Raw genomic sequence first — 13,706 nt, forward strand, 5'->3', positions numbered from 1 at the left:
CGCTGGCCTTTTTTCTGTTAGCGGCGCACCCGCCGGATGTACTCCGCGAACGCGGTCAGCTGTCCGGTAAGGTGATCCCGCGTGCTCTGGTCCACCACTTCGCCCGTCTGGGTGTCGACTTTGTTCTGAATCGCCCCGCCCATAAACTCCGGCTTGTTCATCACCATCGCATCGAGGAAGACCAGGATCTGGCGCAGATGATACTGGCAGCGCGCGCCGCCGATAGCGCCCATTGAGCTGGTCTGGATAAGCACCGGTTTACCGGCGAGCGGCTGGTCCGGCAGGCGCGACAGCCAGTCGATGGCATTCTTAAGCCCACCCGGCACCGAATAGTTATACTCCGGCGTCACAATCACCACGCCGTCCGCCTGGCGGATCTGCTCGGCTATCGCTTCCACCGTCTGCGGGAATCCTTCATCCTGCTGGATATCGGCGTCGTAAATCGGGATATCACGAATGGACGGCAGCTCGGCGACCGCCATGCCGGCAGGGGCCAGTGACGGCAGCGAGCGCGCCACCATCGCGTTGAAGGAGCCTTTACGCAGGCTGCCAATCAGCGTCACGATGTTTAACGTTTCAGACATAGAAAACCTCCGGGGAAATGTTAAAGCAGATTAGTTGATAATCATCGCCTTTTCCGAGGGCAGACTGGTAAAGCGCATCAGACGCGTATCCGGGCTGGTGCTGCGTTTACGCATATCCGGCAGGCTGTGCCAGCCGTGCGCGCTGTCATATTCCCACAGGTAGAGTTTTTCGATGGCGGGCGACACCGCGACGGTCCAGATCAGCACGTCTTCGGCGTCGCAGGCCGCTTCCACCAGCGGGAACTGGGCCACGCGCAGTCTGCCGGAGCCCGGCAGGAGCTGGAACTGATGCCCGTCGTCATTCTGCTGGCCCGTCAGCTTCAGCAGGCTGCGGCGCAGCGTCACCAGCTGGGTGCGCGCCTCCATCGGGTCATGTTGATTATCTATCCAGATCGTTTCATTTTTACTGAGCGTGTGTCCGGTTTGCGGCGCGAGCGGGTGCGTAAAGGTGCGGGTGGCGGGCTGGAGTTCCATATCGAGCCCGCAACAGCCTTCCGTCGTTATCGCCACACCCAGCATATTGCCGGTATAGGCAAGGGAGAAATCGGCGAGCCCGGCGTCGGCGAAACGCGGACGTCCCTGCGCATTGACTACCACATCGGGCAGCACGGGAATGCCATAAAGCATGAAAACCAGCTCGGCCAGCAGCGAGCGCGACGCCAGGAAGCGGCTGCGGCGGTGTTCGGGCAGGTGCTGCGCGGTTTTCAGCGCGTCGGCGGAGAGCCGGGGGGAGAGGCTGAGTTCGGGGCCAAGCGTCCCTCTTGCAAAATGCGTTGCCATTTTTCGCTCCGTGATAATGGTCAGTGACTGTTAGCTATGGAAATTACGAATGCGTAATCTGCAACTAATCAGTCCGATAATGTTTAGGTTTTAATGCCTAATTCGGATGCTGAAAAGAGGGTGGCGCGGACATTTACAAAACTCTTGCACAAGGCAGGCCACGCCCTGGCAAAAAGCGGTCATGCCGGGCCGCCGGAAAGGCTGACGAGGCCAGCCGGCAGCCCCGCTTACGCGGTGAGGGGGATCTCCGGCAGATGCACGACATTGTTATAGAACGACTCCAGATCGTGCTCGGTCAGGATCGGTTCTTTCATGATCAGGTGCACATCCAGAATATCTTCAAAGCCTGGCAGAATGGTGAGGCCGTTCGCCTGCGCCAGGTCCTGAGAGATTATCCCGATGCTGCTGAAGCTTTTCATCAGCGAGACGGTAATCAGCTCGCTCCCGGAGAAAATCACGCTCGCCTCCTGAAGCAGCGGTTTATGCCGGGCGGTGAATTTATCGAAGCTCGCTGAATACGGGCACTCCGCCAGCGGCTGAACCAGCGTGGAGGCCGCCGCCGCGCTTTCTGCCGAGCAGGCGGCAATCACTTTAATATGCAGGCCGGTCAATTTAATGCTGTAAAAACCCGGCGGCACATTTGCGCCCAATACCACCGCGATATCCGTCTCGTCTTTGGCGATTTTCACCAGGTTTTCCGGCGACTCCGACGTACTGAAAATCACGCTGTAATCGCTCAGTTTGTCGATCATAAAGTTGATGATTTTCTTGTTGGTATCGACAGAAAAGGTGCTGTTTAAGGCGATGCGAATCGGCGTGGACGTACTCTTTTTCAGCTGTTCGGCTTTCAGGCGCAAATGTTCGGAGGTTTTGACGACATTCATAATATAGGGCAGCAGATGTTTCCCTTCTGGCGTCAATACGGCGCCTTTATTGGTGCGGTTGAATATTTTAAATCCGAAATATTCTTCCGCTTTGTTGAGCTGCGCCGCTAGCGCCTGAATGGTCAGGCTGGCCTCTTCTGCGGCGCAGGTTAACGATCCGAGCTGCGCGGTTTTTAGCAGATTTCTCAATACTTTAATATCCATGACCACCTCCTGACATGCCGGTCTTTCCTTTATATCAACGGCTATAAGAATTATCAATTGATGGCCCGCCGTTACGCTGGTTGAAAACACCAGCTTATCCGCTTTTTTTGGTCGGATAGTCCTCAAACACCCCTGATTAAAATGGTTATTAAGGCGCCTGAAAAAGAATTGAATATAAATAACTTAATTAGCTGGTAGGTTAAATCGAAACCAACCTAACCCCTCGGATGAATATAGAATATATGTTACAGCTCAATAAAAACATTGGCGACGACCTGAGAAAAAATAAAGCGGTAAATGTTCTGGGTTCTGATTTTTCACTTTCCGGCGGATTTAGCGATTTCGTTAAATTCACCCAAAGCTGGGAAACTATGGGCGTGGATAAATTCTACGGGCAGGCCGATCGCGGTACACGTTATCGCCGCTACAGCGACTTTGACTATAACCCGGTCACCAAAACATTAACGCCGCTTGGGCATCGCGCCTATGAGCAGTCGGTCGAGCACAATAAATATGTCGGCGGTATTGAACGTCACTTTGATGATATTACCACTGAGGTATTACATTCTCCGGTATTACGTTCGCTGGTGGAGCTGGATTTCAACGTTTATAAAGAAGTGCTGCCGCCGGAACTGCATAATGAAATCTGGCAGTGCCAGATCCACCAAATCCGTATTGAAATTAAGCCGGGCTGTGAGCTTGAGATAACGCCAGAAGGCATCCACTGCGACGGTTATCCGTTCAGCGGCGTGCATTTCTGGGGCCGGTATAACGTCGAAGGCGCCATGAGCCAGGTCTTTAAGAAAGACGGCACGCTGGTGGATTCCGGGACGTACCGCAATATTCTGGATACCACGTTCTTCCTCGATCGCGAAATGCTGCATTACGTCACGACGGCGTTTAACCCAACCGAGAATGCAATGGGCTTTCGCCAGATTATCGCGGTGTCGTTTTCAAGACCGGGGACGGAATATGATATCATCAAATAATCTCCAGCTTATTTCCTCTGACGCAGATAAAACCGCCGCGCCGGAAGGGCTGGTTATTTCCAAAGCCACATTAAATGATGCCTGCGATATCGTCAGCTTTTTAAAATTCTTTAAAGAAGTGGCGTTTTGCGAATGGCAGGATGAAGAGCATATTCGCAAAATCGTCGCGGCGGAAAACGCACGCTGTTATTTAGCCAAAGATGAAAGCGGCGCTCTGGTGGGCGCCATTATCGGCGGTATGCTCGGCACCCGCGCGACGTTAAATCACATCGCTATTTCGCCGATTTTCCGCAAAAACAAGATTGGCACCGTGCTGACGAAAACCATTCTGAATGATTTTTATCTTAGCGGTATTAAACGTGTCTTTCTGTTTATTGAAGATAAAAACCAGGTCGCGTTCAATTTCTGGCGCTCCCAGGGGTTTCAACCGACCACAGGAGAAACGACGTGCGAACTGGATCTTTAAAAAACCTGAATTACGCCGAGCGTAGCGATTTTAAAGAGAGCCTGATTAACGCCTCGCCCATTATGGCGGGGTATTTCGTCGTCGCGTTTGTTTTCGGCGTGATGTGCCTGAATGCCGGGCTGCCGGTCTGGTTCCCGGCGGCGATGTGCCTGTTTGTGTACGCGGGCACGGCGCAGTTCGCCGCGCTGGCGCTGCTCACCGCGGGCGCCTCGCTGCTGCCCATCGTGCTCTCGACGCTGCTTATTAATTCCCGCCATATTTTAATGTCGATGTATATGTCGAAGAAACTCGGCCCGGTCGGCATGTCAGGCGTGAAAAAATCGCTCTACGCGTTCGGGCTGACGGATGAATCCTTCGCGATGCACAGCCAGCGCCTGGAAAGCCGCATCGCCACCACGGCGAGCTATCTGCTGAGCTTTAACGCCTTTTGCCATCTGTCGTGGATAGCGGGCGGATTCGCGGGTGCCGTGGCCTCGGAATATCTGGCGAAATTTATCAGCTTCAAGCTCGATTACGCGCTGACGGCCATGATGCTGTTTGTGCTGGTGGCGCTGTGCAACACCACCGGTAAGCGCATCGTTGCGCTGGTCTCCATCGCGACCACCATCGGCATGAATTTTATCCATATTTCACCGCTTAACGTCTTTGTGGCGACGGCGGTCGGCTGCGGAGTGGGCGTATGTCTCAAGAAATCTTCCTCCTGATTGTCATCTTCTCAATGATGGCGGTGACGTTCGCTATCCGGTTGATTCCGCTGCACCTGAGCCCGGAGCGCACGCCGCGCTTTATTAATGCGGTAATTGAGTACATTCCGGCGGCGGTTATTTCCAGCATTACGATCCCGGCGCTGTTCTTTCCACAAAGCGGCGGGTTCAGTCTGTATAACGCCAGCGTTCTGGCGGCGGTCCCGGTCGTATTAACCGCGTGGTTTACCAAAAACTTAATTGTCAGTGTGGTGGTGGGCGTTATCTGTCAGGTACTCGCCAGCCATTTTCTCTTTGGATAATTCAGCGTTTTTTTAGCAGTGATTACGTTGTCGCCAGGTATTAACGGGCGACGGGCTCAGGCTTGCTTTACCACGGATTCAGGATAATTCCCGATGGCGAAATACATTGTGACAATCACCCCGCCTACGCCGAATGGCGATCTGCATCTGGGGCATCTTTCCGGGCCGTTTCTGGCGGCGGATGTGATGCGCAGAACGCTGCGCGACCGCGGGCACGACGTCTTATTTGTCTGCTACAGCGATGATTACCAGAGTTATTTACCCCGCAAAACCAGCGTGCTAATGCGCCAGCCGTTTGATTATGGCCGCCTGATGCGCCGCGCCATGAGCCTTTCGCTCGAGCTTGCGGATATTCACCTCGATCACTTTATGCAGGCCGCCGACAGCAGCGCTTACCGGCTTTCCGGCGAGCACTACGCTGCCTGCGTGTCGCATCAGGTCTCGCTGCGCCCGGCGAAAACGTTTCACTGCGCAGCCTGCGATCGCTATGGCTATGAAGGCTTTGGCCGCACCCACTGCAACTGGTGCGGCACCTCGTCCGACACCAGCCAGTGCGAACATTGCGCCCGCGTGCCGGATGTCGAACAGATTGAGAGCATGACGTGTATGTCCTGCCAGGGGCCGATGACGCCCGTGCGCGTGAAACTGCACGTCTGGGATATCGGGCAGAACTATCCGGCGGTCGCCGCGGCGCTGCGCCCGCGTCCGCAGCGTGCGTGCCTGACTCAGTTCCTTGACGAGGTACTGGCCGACACCCGCGCGCAGTGGCATATCACGCGCCCTGGCGACGCGGGTCTGCCGGTCGCCGCGCTCGACTATTACCCGCTCCACACCTGGTTTTTAGGCATGGCGGGCTATCGCGCGAGCGTGATGTCTTATCTTGAAGAAAACCCGGCGCGCGGCAGCTTTGCCGAGTGGTGGTCGCCGCAGACGGAGCTGGTGCACTTCCTGGGGTTCGACTGCTCATACAGCCATGCGGTCGCTTACAGCAGCCAGCTGCTGGCCGATGACACCGGGCCGCGTCCCGGCGCGTTTCTGACTAACCGCTTCCTGAAGCTGGACGGCGAAGATTTCTCCACCAGCCGCGGGCACGCCATCTGGATAAAAGATCTGACGGGCCTCTATCCCGCCGATGCGATCCGCCTCTATTGCGCGCGCTACGCGCCGGAAACCGAAGTGAAAAACTTCAGCCGCGCTGATTTCCAGCACTGGTATCAGACGCAGTTTCTGCCGCTGGCGGCGCATATCGCCGATGCCGCGCCGTTCAGCGCGTCGCTGACGCCAGCGCAGGAGGCGCAGTTGCGTGACCATCCGGCACGCCTGAAGTGGCTTGAGGCGTCGACGCTGAACGCGTTTTCCATTTCCGCGATGGCGGAAGCGCTGCTGGAACTGACGGCGTTTATCCAGACGACACCGGCGTTCGCCGCGTCCGCGCAGGCGTGGGAAATGCTGGCGGAGATGGCCTCGCCGCTCTGTCCGGGGCTTGCGCAAAACATGCAGCATTCGGTTAAGCGGAGTATCGCGGCATGAACCCGTTTCTCTATCAACCGCGCAGCGCTGTGTTTCACGGCGTGCTGGAGATCGACGACCGGCGGCTGAAAATCTATCGCATCGCGAGCCAGGAACAGGCAGGTGTGCCACTGCCCGAACGCGATCGTCAGCGCGCGCTGTTACGCGAGGCGCTGCGCGAAGACCGCTGGCCGACCGATCATCAGATTGGTTTTGCGATTTTTCACTTCGCCAACGATGGCGCTTACCTGCTGGTCAGCAGCTGGTGCGACGCCAATATGCTGCGCCACCGCGTGTTTATGATCTCGCCTCAAGGCCGCCTTGAGCCGCTGGACGCCAGCCGCATCATCGCCTGCGTCTGGGAGCTCGCGATCGTCTGGCACGAGCGCAACCTCTGGATCCAGGAGGCGATGGCACAGACGGCGTACAGCGCAGCCGGCGTCCAGCGCTACCTCACGCAAGGATATGAAGGATGGGTCTGATGATTCGCCGGTTGCAGCCGGAAGATTTAACGCAGCTGGTGGCGCTGTGCGCCGACCATGCCGCCTACGAAAAGCTCGACTATGTGCCGGACAACCAGGCGGAGCGGCTGCAGCAGGCCGTGTTCGGCGAACCGGCGCGGCTGTATGTCTGGGTGGTGGCCGACGGGCAGCAGTTGCGCGGTTATCTCTCCGCCACGCTCGATTACTCCACCTGGTCGGCAGCGCCGTTTGCCTATATGGATTGCCTCTATTTGCAGGAGCCGATGCGCGGCCAGGGGTGGGGCCGCAAGCTGTTAGCGACGCTTGCGGCATTCGCCGGTGAAAACGGCTGCCGCCAGATCCAGTGGCAAACGCCGCCGGACAATCTGTCGGGCATCGGGTTTTATCAGGCTATCGGCGCGCAGTCGCTGCCGAAACGCCGGTTTCATCTTAATCAGGGCGTCGGATTATGGGAACGCTAAGCGCGTCGCTTATCGACAACCTGCTGGAAGAGCTGACCGCCCGTGACGAGCAGGCGTTAAGCCGACTGCGTCTGTCGCTGTCGCCGGAGGATATCGATGCGGCGCTGCTGGCGCGCAGCCCGGTCATGCGCAAACTGCCTGCGCCGACGCGCAGGGAAAGTATTGAGCGCCTGCGTCTGTCGCTTCAGGGGCCGTACGGCGAGGAGATTGCCGATACGCCGCTGTTTACGCTGCTATTGGACGGCCTTGCCGACGCGCTGCTGGCGCAAGCCGGGATCACGACGCTGAAACCCGCGCCGGACGTCGCCGGTATCTCCCTGCCGCATGTACTGGAAACCGCGTTCGAGCGCCATGAGACGCCTCGCGGCGCGATATATGTCAGCAAGCAGCAGGGAACGCCGCTGGTGGTGATTGGCGCGCTGGGGATTCCGCTACAGGCCTGGCAGCGGCTGGTCGCACAGCCGCAAAGCTGGCGGCTGATCCTGCCAGAGCTGCCGTGCGGCACGCTGCTGGAAGGCGGGATGCGCAGCGAGGCGGACGTGCATGAATATGCCGATATCCTCACGGAACAGCTCGCCGCTCTGACGCTTCCCGCGCGGCCCTGGCTGCTCGGCTGGTGCAACGGCGGGCGCATCGCGCTGGAGCTGGCGCGCCGCCTGCGCGAGCGCGTCGAAGGGCTGGTTCTGCTCTGCCCGACGCTTCGCGACGCCAGCGCGCCGGAAGAGGGCAGCGCGTATGAGAACAAACTTCAACAGCTGTTCAGCCTGGTACTCGGCAACCCGAAAATGGCGCCCTCGGTCGCGGTCATGGCCAGCAAATTACTGGCCGCCCCGGACACCTCGCGCCTGCACGGCGCGGATTATCTGGCGGCGCTGCGCGGTTTGCCGCGCCGGGCGATGGCAGGCGCGCTCAGCGTGCCGATGCAGGATGCCGGGGCGCTTCTTAATTACGCCAGGCGCACCGCCAAAGACGAAGCCTTCGCCAGCGGCGGTGATTATCACCATCTGCCGATGCCGGTTTACCTGATCCAGGGCGCGGATGATCCGGTGGTATCCAACGCGCAGGCGCGGCGCTGGCTGCGTGAGCGGCTGACGACATTCGACACGTATCAGATAACCGGCGCCGGTCATGTTCCGCAGGATTTGCAGTTCCCCTGGCTGATGGCGCTACTGAACCACGCCCGGCAGGGCCAGCGCTCGCCGCTACCGCGCCGCGTTATTCACTATCATGGAGAGCATTAAGACGATGCCAGTTTCCCCTTACTGGGCTTATCAGGCGGATGCCGCGCAGACGCGCGACTACGCGCCCGGCGAGCTGTTCGCTTACGGCGTTGCCCTGCACCCCGATAAGCTCGCGATTAACGACGGCAAACGCCACTACACCTTTGCCCAGCTGGAGGCGATGGCGACGCGCCTCGCCCACTGGCTGGCGGCGCAGGGTGTCAGCGCTGGTGGGCGAGTGCCGGTGCTGTCGGAGAAACACGCGCTGATGCCGGTTATCGCCGCGGCCTGCTGGAAGCTCGGCGCGGTTTATGTGCCGCTCGACGGTCAGCTGCCGGAAAACCGCCTGCGCAAGCTGCTGGCGAGGCTTTCCGGGCGCGTCGTGCTTTCGCTGAGCCGCGCGCCGCTGGCCGACACCGGCACCTGGCTTAGCGGCGAGGCGCTGATGAACGTGTGCGAAACCGGGACGGTGGCAGCGCTTGCCTGCGTTGTTCCGCAGGACGACGACACGGCCTATATCATCTTCACCTCCGGCTCCACCGGCGAACCGAAAGGCGTTGAAATCAGCGTCGGCAGCATGAAGACCTATTTCCGCGCGCATAACGAGGTACTGCGTTTTACGCCGGACTCGCGCGTCTTCAGCTTGTCGCCGTTTCATTTCGACGTCTCCATTGAAGATACGCTGCTGCCGCTCTCGCTTGGCGCGTATGTTTACCAGTTCGCCAGCCTGCACGCCGGGCCGGTCATGCGCGCGGCGATCGCCCGCGAGCAGATAACCCATCTGATTGCCGTCTCGACGCTGCTGACGCTTATCACCGAAGGCGGAAAACAGATTTCATCCGCGCATTTCGCGTCGCTGCAAATGGTCATGACCGGCGCGGAAGTCTGCGATCCGAAAATCATTAATCTCTGGAAGCAAAATCTGCCGGGAATTCGCCTTATCAATGCTTACGGCCCGACGGAAACCACGATCGTCTGCCTCTGTTACACCATTGAGCAGGCGGATCCGCAGCGCCTCACCAGCTGGCCTATCGGTAAACCGCTGCGGGATGTCGACGGCCTGGTGCTGGGCGACGACGGCGAACCTGCGCCGCCAGAAACGCCTGGCGAACTGTGCATCGGCGGTCCGCTGGTGATGAAGGGCTATCTCGGGCAGCCGCAGGAAACCGATAAGGTAATTTTCGTGCGCGACGGCGTGCGCTACTACCGCACCGGCGACATCTGTCTGATGCAGGCGGATGGCAACGTGCGCTATATCGGGCGGCGAGATGACGAGGTGAAAATCGCCGGGCGGCGCATCCACCTTGGCGAAATCCGCCAGAAATGCCTCTCAAGCGCTGGCGTCGAGCGCGCCGCCGTGCGCGTGATGGAAGTGCGCGGCAAAGCGCATATCGCGGTGGTGCTGACCGGCAAAAACGTGGCGCGGCTACCGCATATTGAAGAGTACCTGCGAAGCGAGCTGCCGCCTTACATGCTGCCCGCTATCTGGGGCTGGGCGGATGACGTCAACCTCAGTTCAACGGGTAAAACCGATGAACGTACTCTGCTCGATCAGCTTTTCAACGCGGCGAACGCGACCCCCTGCCGCTATTTTCAGCGCCCGGAGGGCGATACTTTTATCCCGTTAAACGGAGTGGGCTATGAATCCGCAATCCCCCTTTGAACATGTCGAGCAGGCGATCCGCGCAAGCGTCGCCGCGCTGCCAGCCGTTCCGCTGCAGGCGCATACCGAGCTTTACACGCTGGGCGTCGACTCGCTCACTACCATCAACATTCTGCTGGCGCTCGCCGAAACGTACCAGGTGTCGCTGGAACAGTTTGTCGATGATATCGGCACGCTGGCGACGGTCGGCGATTTAACCGCGCTCGCCGGAAAGTTCGCGGCGGCGGCGACGCCCGCGCCGGGCGCGCAGGCGAAGTTTTTTCACGAGCAAACGCTGCATTACGAATATGGCCTTGACGGTATACGCACGTTTCCGTGGGAGGGCGTCAACACGCCGATAGGCTCCGGGTACTGCATCGTGCGGCCAATGACCGAAACGCTGCGTCATGTGAATCAGCCCGCCGATGAAGATGAGCTGTTTATCGGCATCGAGGGGCGCGCCACGGTGATTATCGATGATCAGGAGTATCCGATGACCAAAGGCGATCAGATTTTCATCCCGCGCGGCAGCAGCCATTTTGTGCGTAACGAGGGCGACGCGCCGTTCCATTTCTTCACCATCTGGTGGAACCAGGCAGGCGCGCGGGCTTACCTGGATCGCGAAACCGGCGCGGGGGCGCGTTGATGAGTCCGACGCGGGATCTCATCATCATCGGCGCGGGGCTTGCGGGCAGTGCGCTTGCGGCGAACGCCAGCCGTCTCGGCCTGCGCGTGCTGGTGCTTGATGCCACCACGCCGGGCGCAGGCGGGGCCACGGCGCATTCGCGGGGCATTGTGCGCGTCTACGATCAGCATCCGGTGCTGATGGAGATGAACCGTGACGGCGTGGCGGAGTGGGCGCGCACGGCGCAGCGCTGGCCTGGCGTCTTTACCCGCTGCGGCGTGCTCTATCTGCTGAAAGAGGAACACCGCGACAACGCCCGCAGCGCCATTGAGGATTTTTCCGGCGACGACTACCCGATGGCGCTTATCGAACCGGCGCGCGCGCGACACATGCTGCCTGCGCTGACGCCAGAGGCGGGCGACGTCATTTTATGGGAGCCGCTGGGCGGGTATGTGAATCCGCGCTTCGCCTGTCAGGCATTTATCGCCGAGGCGCGCCAGCAGGGCGCGCAGGTGCTGGAAGGCACCAGCGTCAGCGCAGTCAGCCAGACCCGGGACGGCGCGAGCGTAACGGCAGGGAGCCAGACCTTTAGCGCGCGCCTGGCCGTGGTGGCGGCAGGCGCCAGCAGCGTGACGCTCGCCGCCAACAGCGCGGTGTTCAGCCGCACCATTCCGCTCAGCAGTCTGTACAGCGCCACGGGCGACGCGCCCGGCGTCTGTCTGCTGGATGAGCGCAGCGGCGGGTATATTCGTCCGGATGGCCGCGACGTCGCGTTTGTCGGCGGCGCGCCGCAGCATGACGCCGCGAGGCCGGAGCAACTGCAATGGAGTAAAGCGAACCAGCGCTACCACCAGAAGCTGACGCAGCGTCTGCTGCCCGGCAGCGCGTTGAGCGTGGTCGACGGGCGTGATGGTTATGACGGCTATACCCAGGATCTGCTGCCGGAGATGCGCCTTGAAAAAGGCGAGGCCATTGCGCTGTTTTGCGGCTTTTCCGGGCGCGGCGCGAAATACATTCCCGCCGCCGCCCGCCGCTTTAGCGAACGGTTAAAGGAGCGACTCTATCCATGAAACGTATCGCCTGCGTGGCCTGTCTCGACCCGAAATTCTCCATCCATACGCACACGTTTTTACGCGCGGTGGTGCTGGCGCGTCACTGCCTGCTGGGGCCGCACGTACAGCTCCGGCTGTTTGACGACAGCGCCAGCCGGGAGGGCGCGTTACGCGCGGCGCGTGAGGTGCTGGCATGGGCGCCGGATGCGGTTGTCGGCCATTTCGCGTCTTCGGCGGCTGACGCTGCCGCGCCGCTATACGCTGCGCGCGGTGTGCCGCTGTTTTTACCGGCCGCGACCGCCAGTCATCTGACGCGTAACGCCACCACCTGGCGGTTATGCGACAACGACGCGGATTACGTGGCCTGGCTTGGCGAGCTGATGACGCAGGCGCAGTGGGCGGTCGCGCCGCCGGAGCATGACGGTTCGCTGCACGGCATCAGCGTCGCAGAGCAGCTGGCGGACTGGCTTGATCTGACGCCTTACGGCGCGACCCGCATTTTTTCCGGGCGCTACGCGGCCTCGGTTCGCTACGCCATTCGCTGGGCGCACTCCGACCTGCCGGGCAGGCTTATCCTCACCGATGACGCGGGCTCGACGGCGCTGGTGCCGGATCTGCTGGCGCACGGCGTCGACCCGGACCGGCACGACATTCTGATTGCAGGCATTTGTCCGCACCCGGCAGGCGAAACCGCGCGTCACGTTCGTCAGGCATGGCGGCGACGCTGGGGCGGCGAGCCGGGGACGTATCTGTGGGAAACGCTGGCGGCGCTGCAGACCGCGGCGCGCTACCCGGAACTGCCTGCCCGGACAGTGCTGGGGCCGCTGCGCTTCGACGAGCAGCGGGAAAGCCGTCCGTCCAGTTTCCGGCTCTGGCGCGTGACGCGCCACGGGCTTGTCGCCTGGCAGCCTGCCACGGAGGCGGTATGACGCAGACGCAACCGCTGGCGAAAGATTTCGCCAACCTGCTGGCCGTGCGCAACATGATGATGTCGGCCCGCGTGGCGAATGACGCCGATGATGACCGCGCGCGCGTGGCGCGCTGGATTTCGGGCCTGTCCGCGCCGCTTGCCTGCGACATGCGGGAAGAGGCGGGAGTACGGCGCTTTTATCCGGATGTGGTGCGCGATCCGCAGCCGATTTTCTATCTGCACGGCGGCGGGCTGGTCTATTACTCAACGGCAATTTTCGCGCCTTTTTTAAGCGCGCTGTGCCAGCAAACCGGGCGCGAGATTTATGCGTTCGATTACCCGAAAGCCCCGGAAACGCCGATGCAGGATTGCGTTGACGCGCTGGAAAGGCAACTGGCAGAGTGGATAACCCCTGCGCGCCCTCCGGCGCTGGTGGGTGACAGCGTCGGCGGCCTGCTGGCGCTCTGGTTCGCCAGCGGCCCGTTCGCCGGCGCATTTTCTAGCCTGCATTTGATTTATCCGGTGCTGGCCCGCCACCACGATTTCGCGTCGTTTGACGCGTTCGGCCAGGGCTATCTGCTGGACGCGCAGACGATGCGCGGATTCGCCCGCCACTGGCTGCCGTGGTGCGACGCGAAGCGGTTCGATCCGCTGGATACGGGCTTCGCCTGGCGCGCGCTGCCGCCCTGTACGGTGCATACCGCCGGATATGATGTTCTGAAGGATGAAGGCCTGGCGTTTGTCGCGAAGGCCCGCGAGCAGGGATGTTCGCTGACGCATTATCACCATCCCGCGATGCCGCATGATTTCTGTCTGTATGCGGGGAAACTACCAAGCGCACAGCGTGCTGTGGATGTTATCGCAGACGCGCTAACCAACCGAACGGAGTAAG

General features: G+C 60.4%; 16 protein-coding genes. 13 read left to right on the top strand and 3 right to left on the bottom strand.

Features of this window, described 5'->3' with window-relative positions; all coding sequences use genetic code 11:
- Window positions 1–17 precede the first annotated feature (17 nt).
- The 3 genes from AFK67_RS00125 to AFK67_RS00135 form a co-directional block, all read right to left on the bottom strand.
- Window positions 18–584, bottom strand: a complete 567-nt coding sequence (locus AFK67_RS00125; protein ID WP_007732942.1) for an NADPH-dependent FMN reductase — start codon at window positions 582–584, stop codon at window positions 18–20.
- 30 nt (window positions 585–614) lie between these two features.
- Complete coding sequence (locus AFK67_RS00130; RefSeq protein ID WP_007732939.1) at window positions 615–1,364, bottom strand: 4'-phosphopantetheinyl transferase family protein; 750 nt, start codon at window positions 1,362–1,364, stop codon at window positions 615–617.
- Window positions 1,365–1,591: 227 nt separating this feature from the next.
- Entirely contained in the window at window positions 1,592–2,452 is an 861-nt protein-coding gene (locus tag AFK67_RS00135) for a LysR family transcriptional regulator (protein ID WP_007732936.1), read from the bottom strand.
- 242 nt (window positions 2,453–2,694) lie between these two features.
- Between AFK67_RS00135 and AFK67_RS00140 the strand changes: the two genes are divergently transcribed.
- The 13 genes from AFK67_RS00140 (at window position 2,695) to AFK67_RS00200 (ending at window position 13,705) form a co-directional block, all read left to right on the top strand.
- Complete coding sequence (locus tag AFK67_RS00140) at window positions 2,695–3,441, top strand: 2OG-Fe dioxygenase family protein (RefSeq protein WP_007677810.1); 747 nt, start codon at window positions 2,695–2,697, stop codon at window positions 3,439–3,441.
- Window positions 3,425–3,907: a GNAT family N-acetyltransferase gene (locus tag AFK67_RS00145; protein ID WP_007732933.1), complete on the top strand. Its 483-nt coding sequence runs from the start codon at window positions 3,425–3,427 to the stop codon at window positions 3,905–3,907. Before AFK67_RS00140 ends, AFK67_RS00145 begins: the two co-directional genes overlap by 17 nt.
- Window positions 3,889–4,611 (top strand): AzlC family ABC transporter permease, encoded by a 723-nt coding sequence (locus AFK67_RS00150; protein WP_007732930.1) that lies wholly within the window; start codon window positions 3,889–3,891, stop codon window positions 4,609–4,611. Before AFK67_RS00145 ends, AFK67_RS00150 begins: the two co-directional genes overlap by 19 nt.
- On the top strand, window positions 4,587–4,913 hold the full coding sequence (locus AFK67_RS00155; protein ID WP_007677815.1) for an AzlD domain-containing protein: 327 nt from the start codon (window positions 4,587–4,589) through the stop codon (window positions 4,911–4,913). The genes AFK67_RS00150 and AFK67_RS00155 overlap by 25 nt, the downstream gene beginning before the upstream one ends.
- Before the next feature lie 93 nt (window positions 4,914–5,006).
- The gene (locus AFK67_RS00160; RefSeq protein WP_007677817.1) at window positions 5,007–6,443 is read left to right on the top strand and encodes a methionine--tRNA ligase; all 1,437 of its coding nucleotides are present in this window, start codon (window positions 5,007–5,009) and stop codon (window positions 6,441–6,443) included.
- Window positions 6,440–6,904 carry a hypothetical protein gene (locus AFK67_RS00165; protein WP_007732927.1) on the top strand — a complete coding sequence of 155 codons (465 nt, stop codon included), beginning with the start codon at window positions 6,440–6,442 and terminating at the stop codon, window positions 6,902–6,904. Before AFK67_RS00160 ends, AFK67_RS00165 begins: the two co-directional genes overlap by 4 nt.
- The gene (locus AFK67_RS00170; RefSeq protein WP_007732925.1) at window positions 6,895–7,365 is read left to right on the top strand and encodes a GNAT family N-acetyltransferase; all 471 of its coding nucleotides are present in this window, start codon (window positions 6,895–6,897) and stop codon (window positions 7,363–7,365) included. The genes AFK67_RS00165 and AFK67_RS00170 overlap by 10 nt, the downstream gene beginning before the upstream one ends.
- Complete coding sequence (locus tag AFK67_RS00175; protein WP_007732923.1) at window positions 7,353–8,606, top strand: alpha/beta hydrolase; 1,254 nt, start codon at window positions 7,353–7,355, stop codon at window positions 8,604–8,606. Before AFK67_RS00170 ends, AFK67_RS00175 begins: the two co-directional genes overlap by 13 nt.
- 4 nt (window positions 8,607–8,610) lie before the next feature.
- Window positions 8,611–10,248 carry an amino acid adenylation domain-containing protein gene (locus tag AFK67_RS00180; protein WP_007732922.1) on the top strand — a complete coding sequence of 546 codons (1,638 nt, stop codon included), beginning with the start codon at window positions 8,611–8,613 and terminating at the stop codon, window positions 10,246–10,248.
- On the top strand, window positions 10,226–10,873 hold the full coding sequence (locus AFK67_RS00185) for a cupin domain-containing protein (RefSeq protein ID WP_038884298.1): 648 nt from the start codon (window positions 10,226–10,228) through the stop codon (window positions 10,871–10,873). The genes AFK67_RS00180 and AFK67_RS00185 overlap by 23 nt, the downstream gene beginning before the upstream one ends.
- Window positions 10,873–11,922, top strand: coding sequence for an NAD(P)/FAD-dependent oxidoreductase (locus AFK67_RS00190; RefSeq protein WP_038884295.1), 1,050 nt, complete (start codon window positions 10,873–10,875; stop codon window positions 11,920–11,922). The genes AFK67_RS00185 and AFK67_RS00190 overlap by 1 nt, the downstream gene beginning before the upstream one ends.
- Window positions 11,919–12,833 (top strand): type 1 periplasmic-binding domain-containing protein, encoded by a 915-nt coding sequence (locus AFK67_RS00195; protein WP_007732912.1) that lies wholly within the window; start codon window positions 11,919–11,921, stop codon window positions 12,831–12,833. Before AFK67_RS00190 ends, AFK67_RS00195 begins: the two co-directional genes overlap by 4 nt.
- Entirely contained in the window at window positions 12,830–13,705 is an 876-nt protein-coding gene (locus AFK67_RS00200) for an alpha/beta hydrolase fold domain-containing protein (RefSeq protein WP_038884293.1), read from the top strand. Before AFK67_RS00195 ends, AFK67_RS00200 begins: the two co-directional genes overlap by 4 nt.
- Window position 13,706: the final 1 nt, after the last annotated feature.

Source organism: Cronobacter dublinensis subsp. dublinensis LMG 23823 (genome assembly GCF_001277235.1).
In the GTDB taxonomy this organism is placed as follows: Bacteria; Pseudomonadota; Gammaproteobacteria; order Enterobacterales; family Enterobacteriaceae; genus Cronobacter; species Cronobacter dublinensis.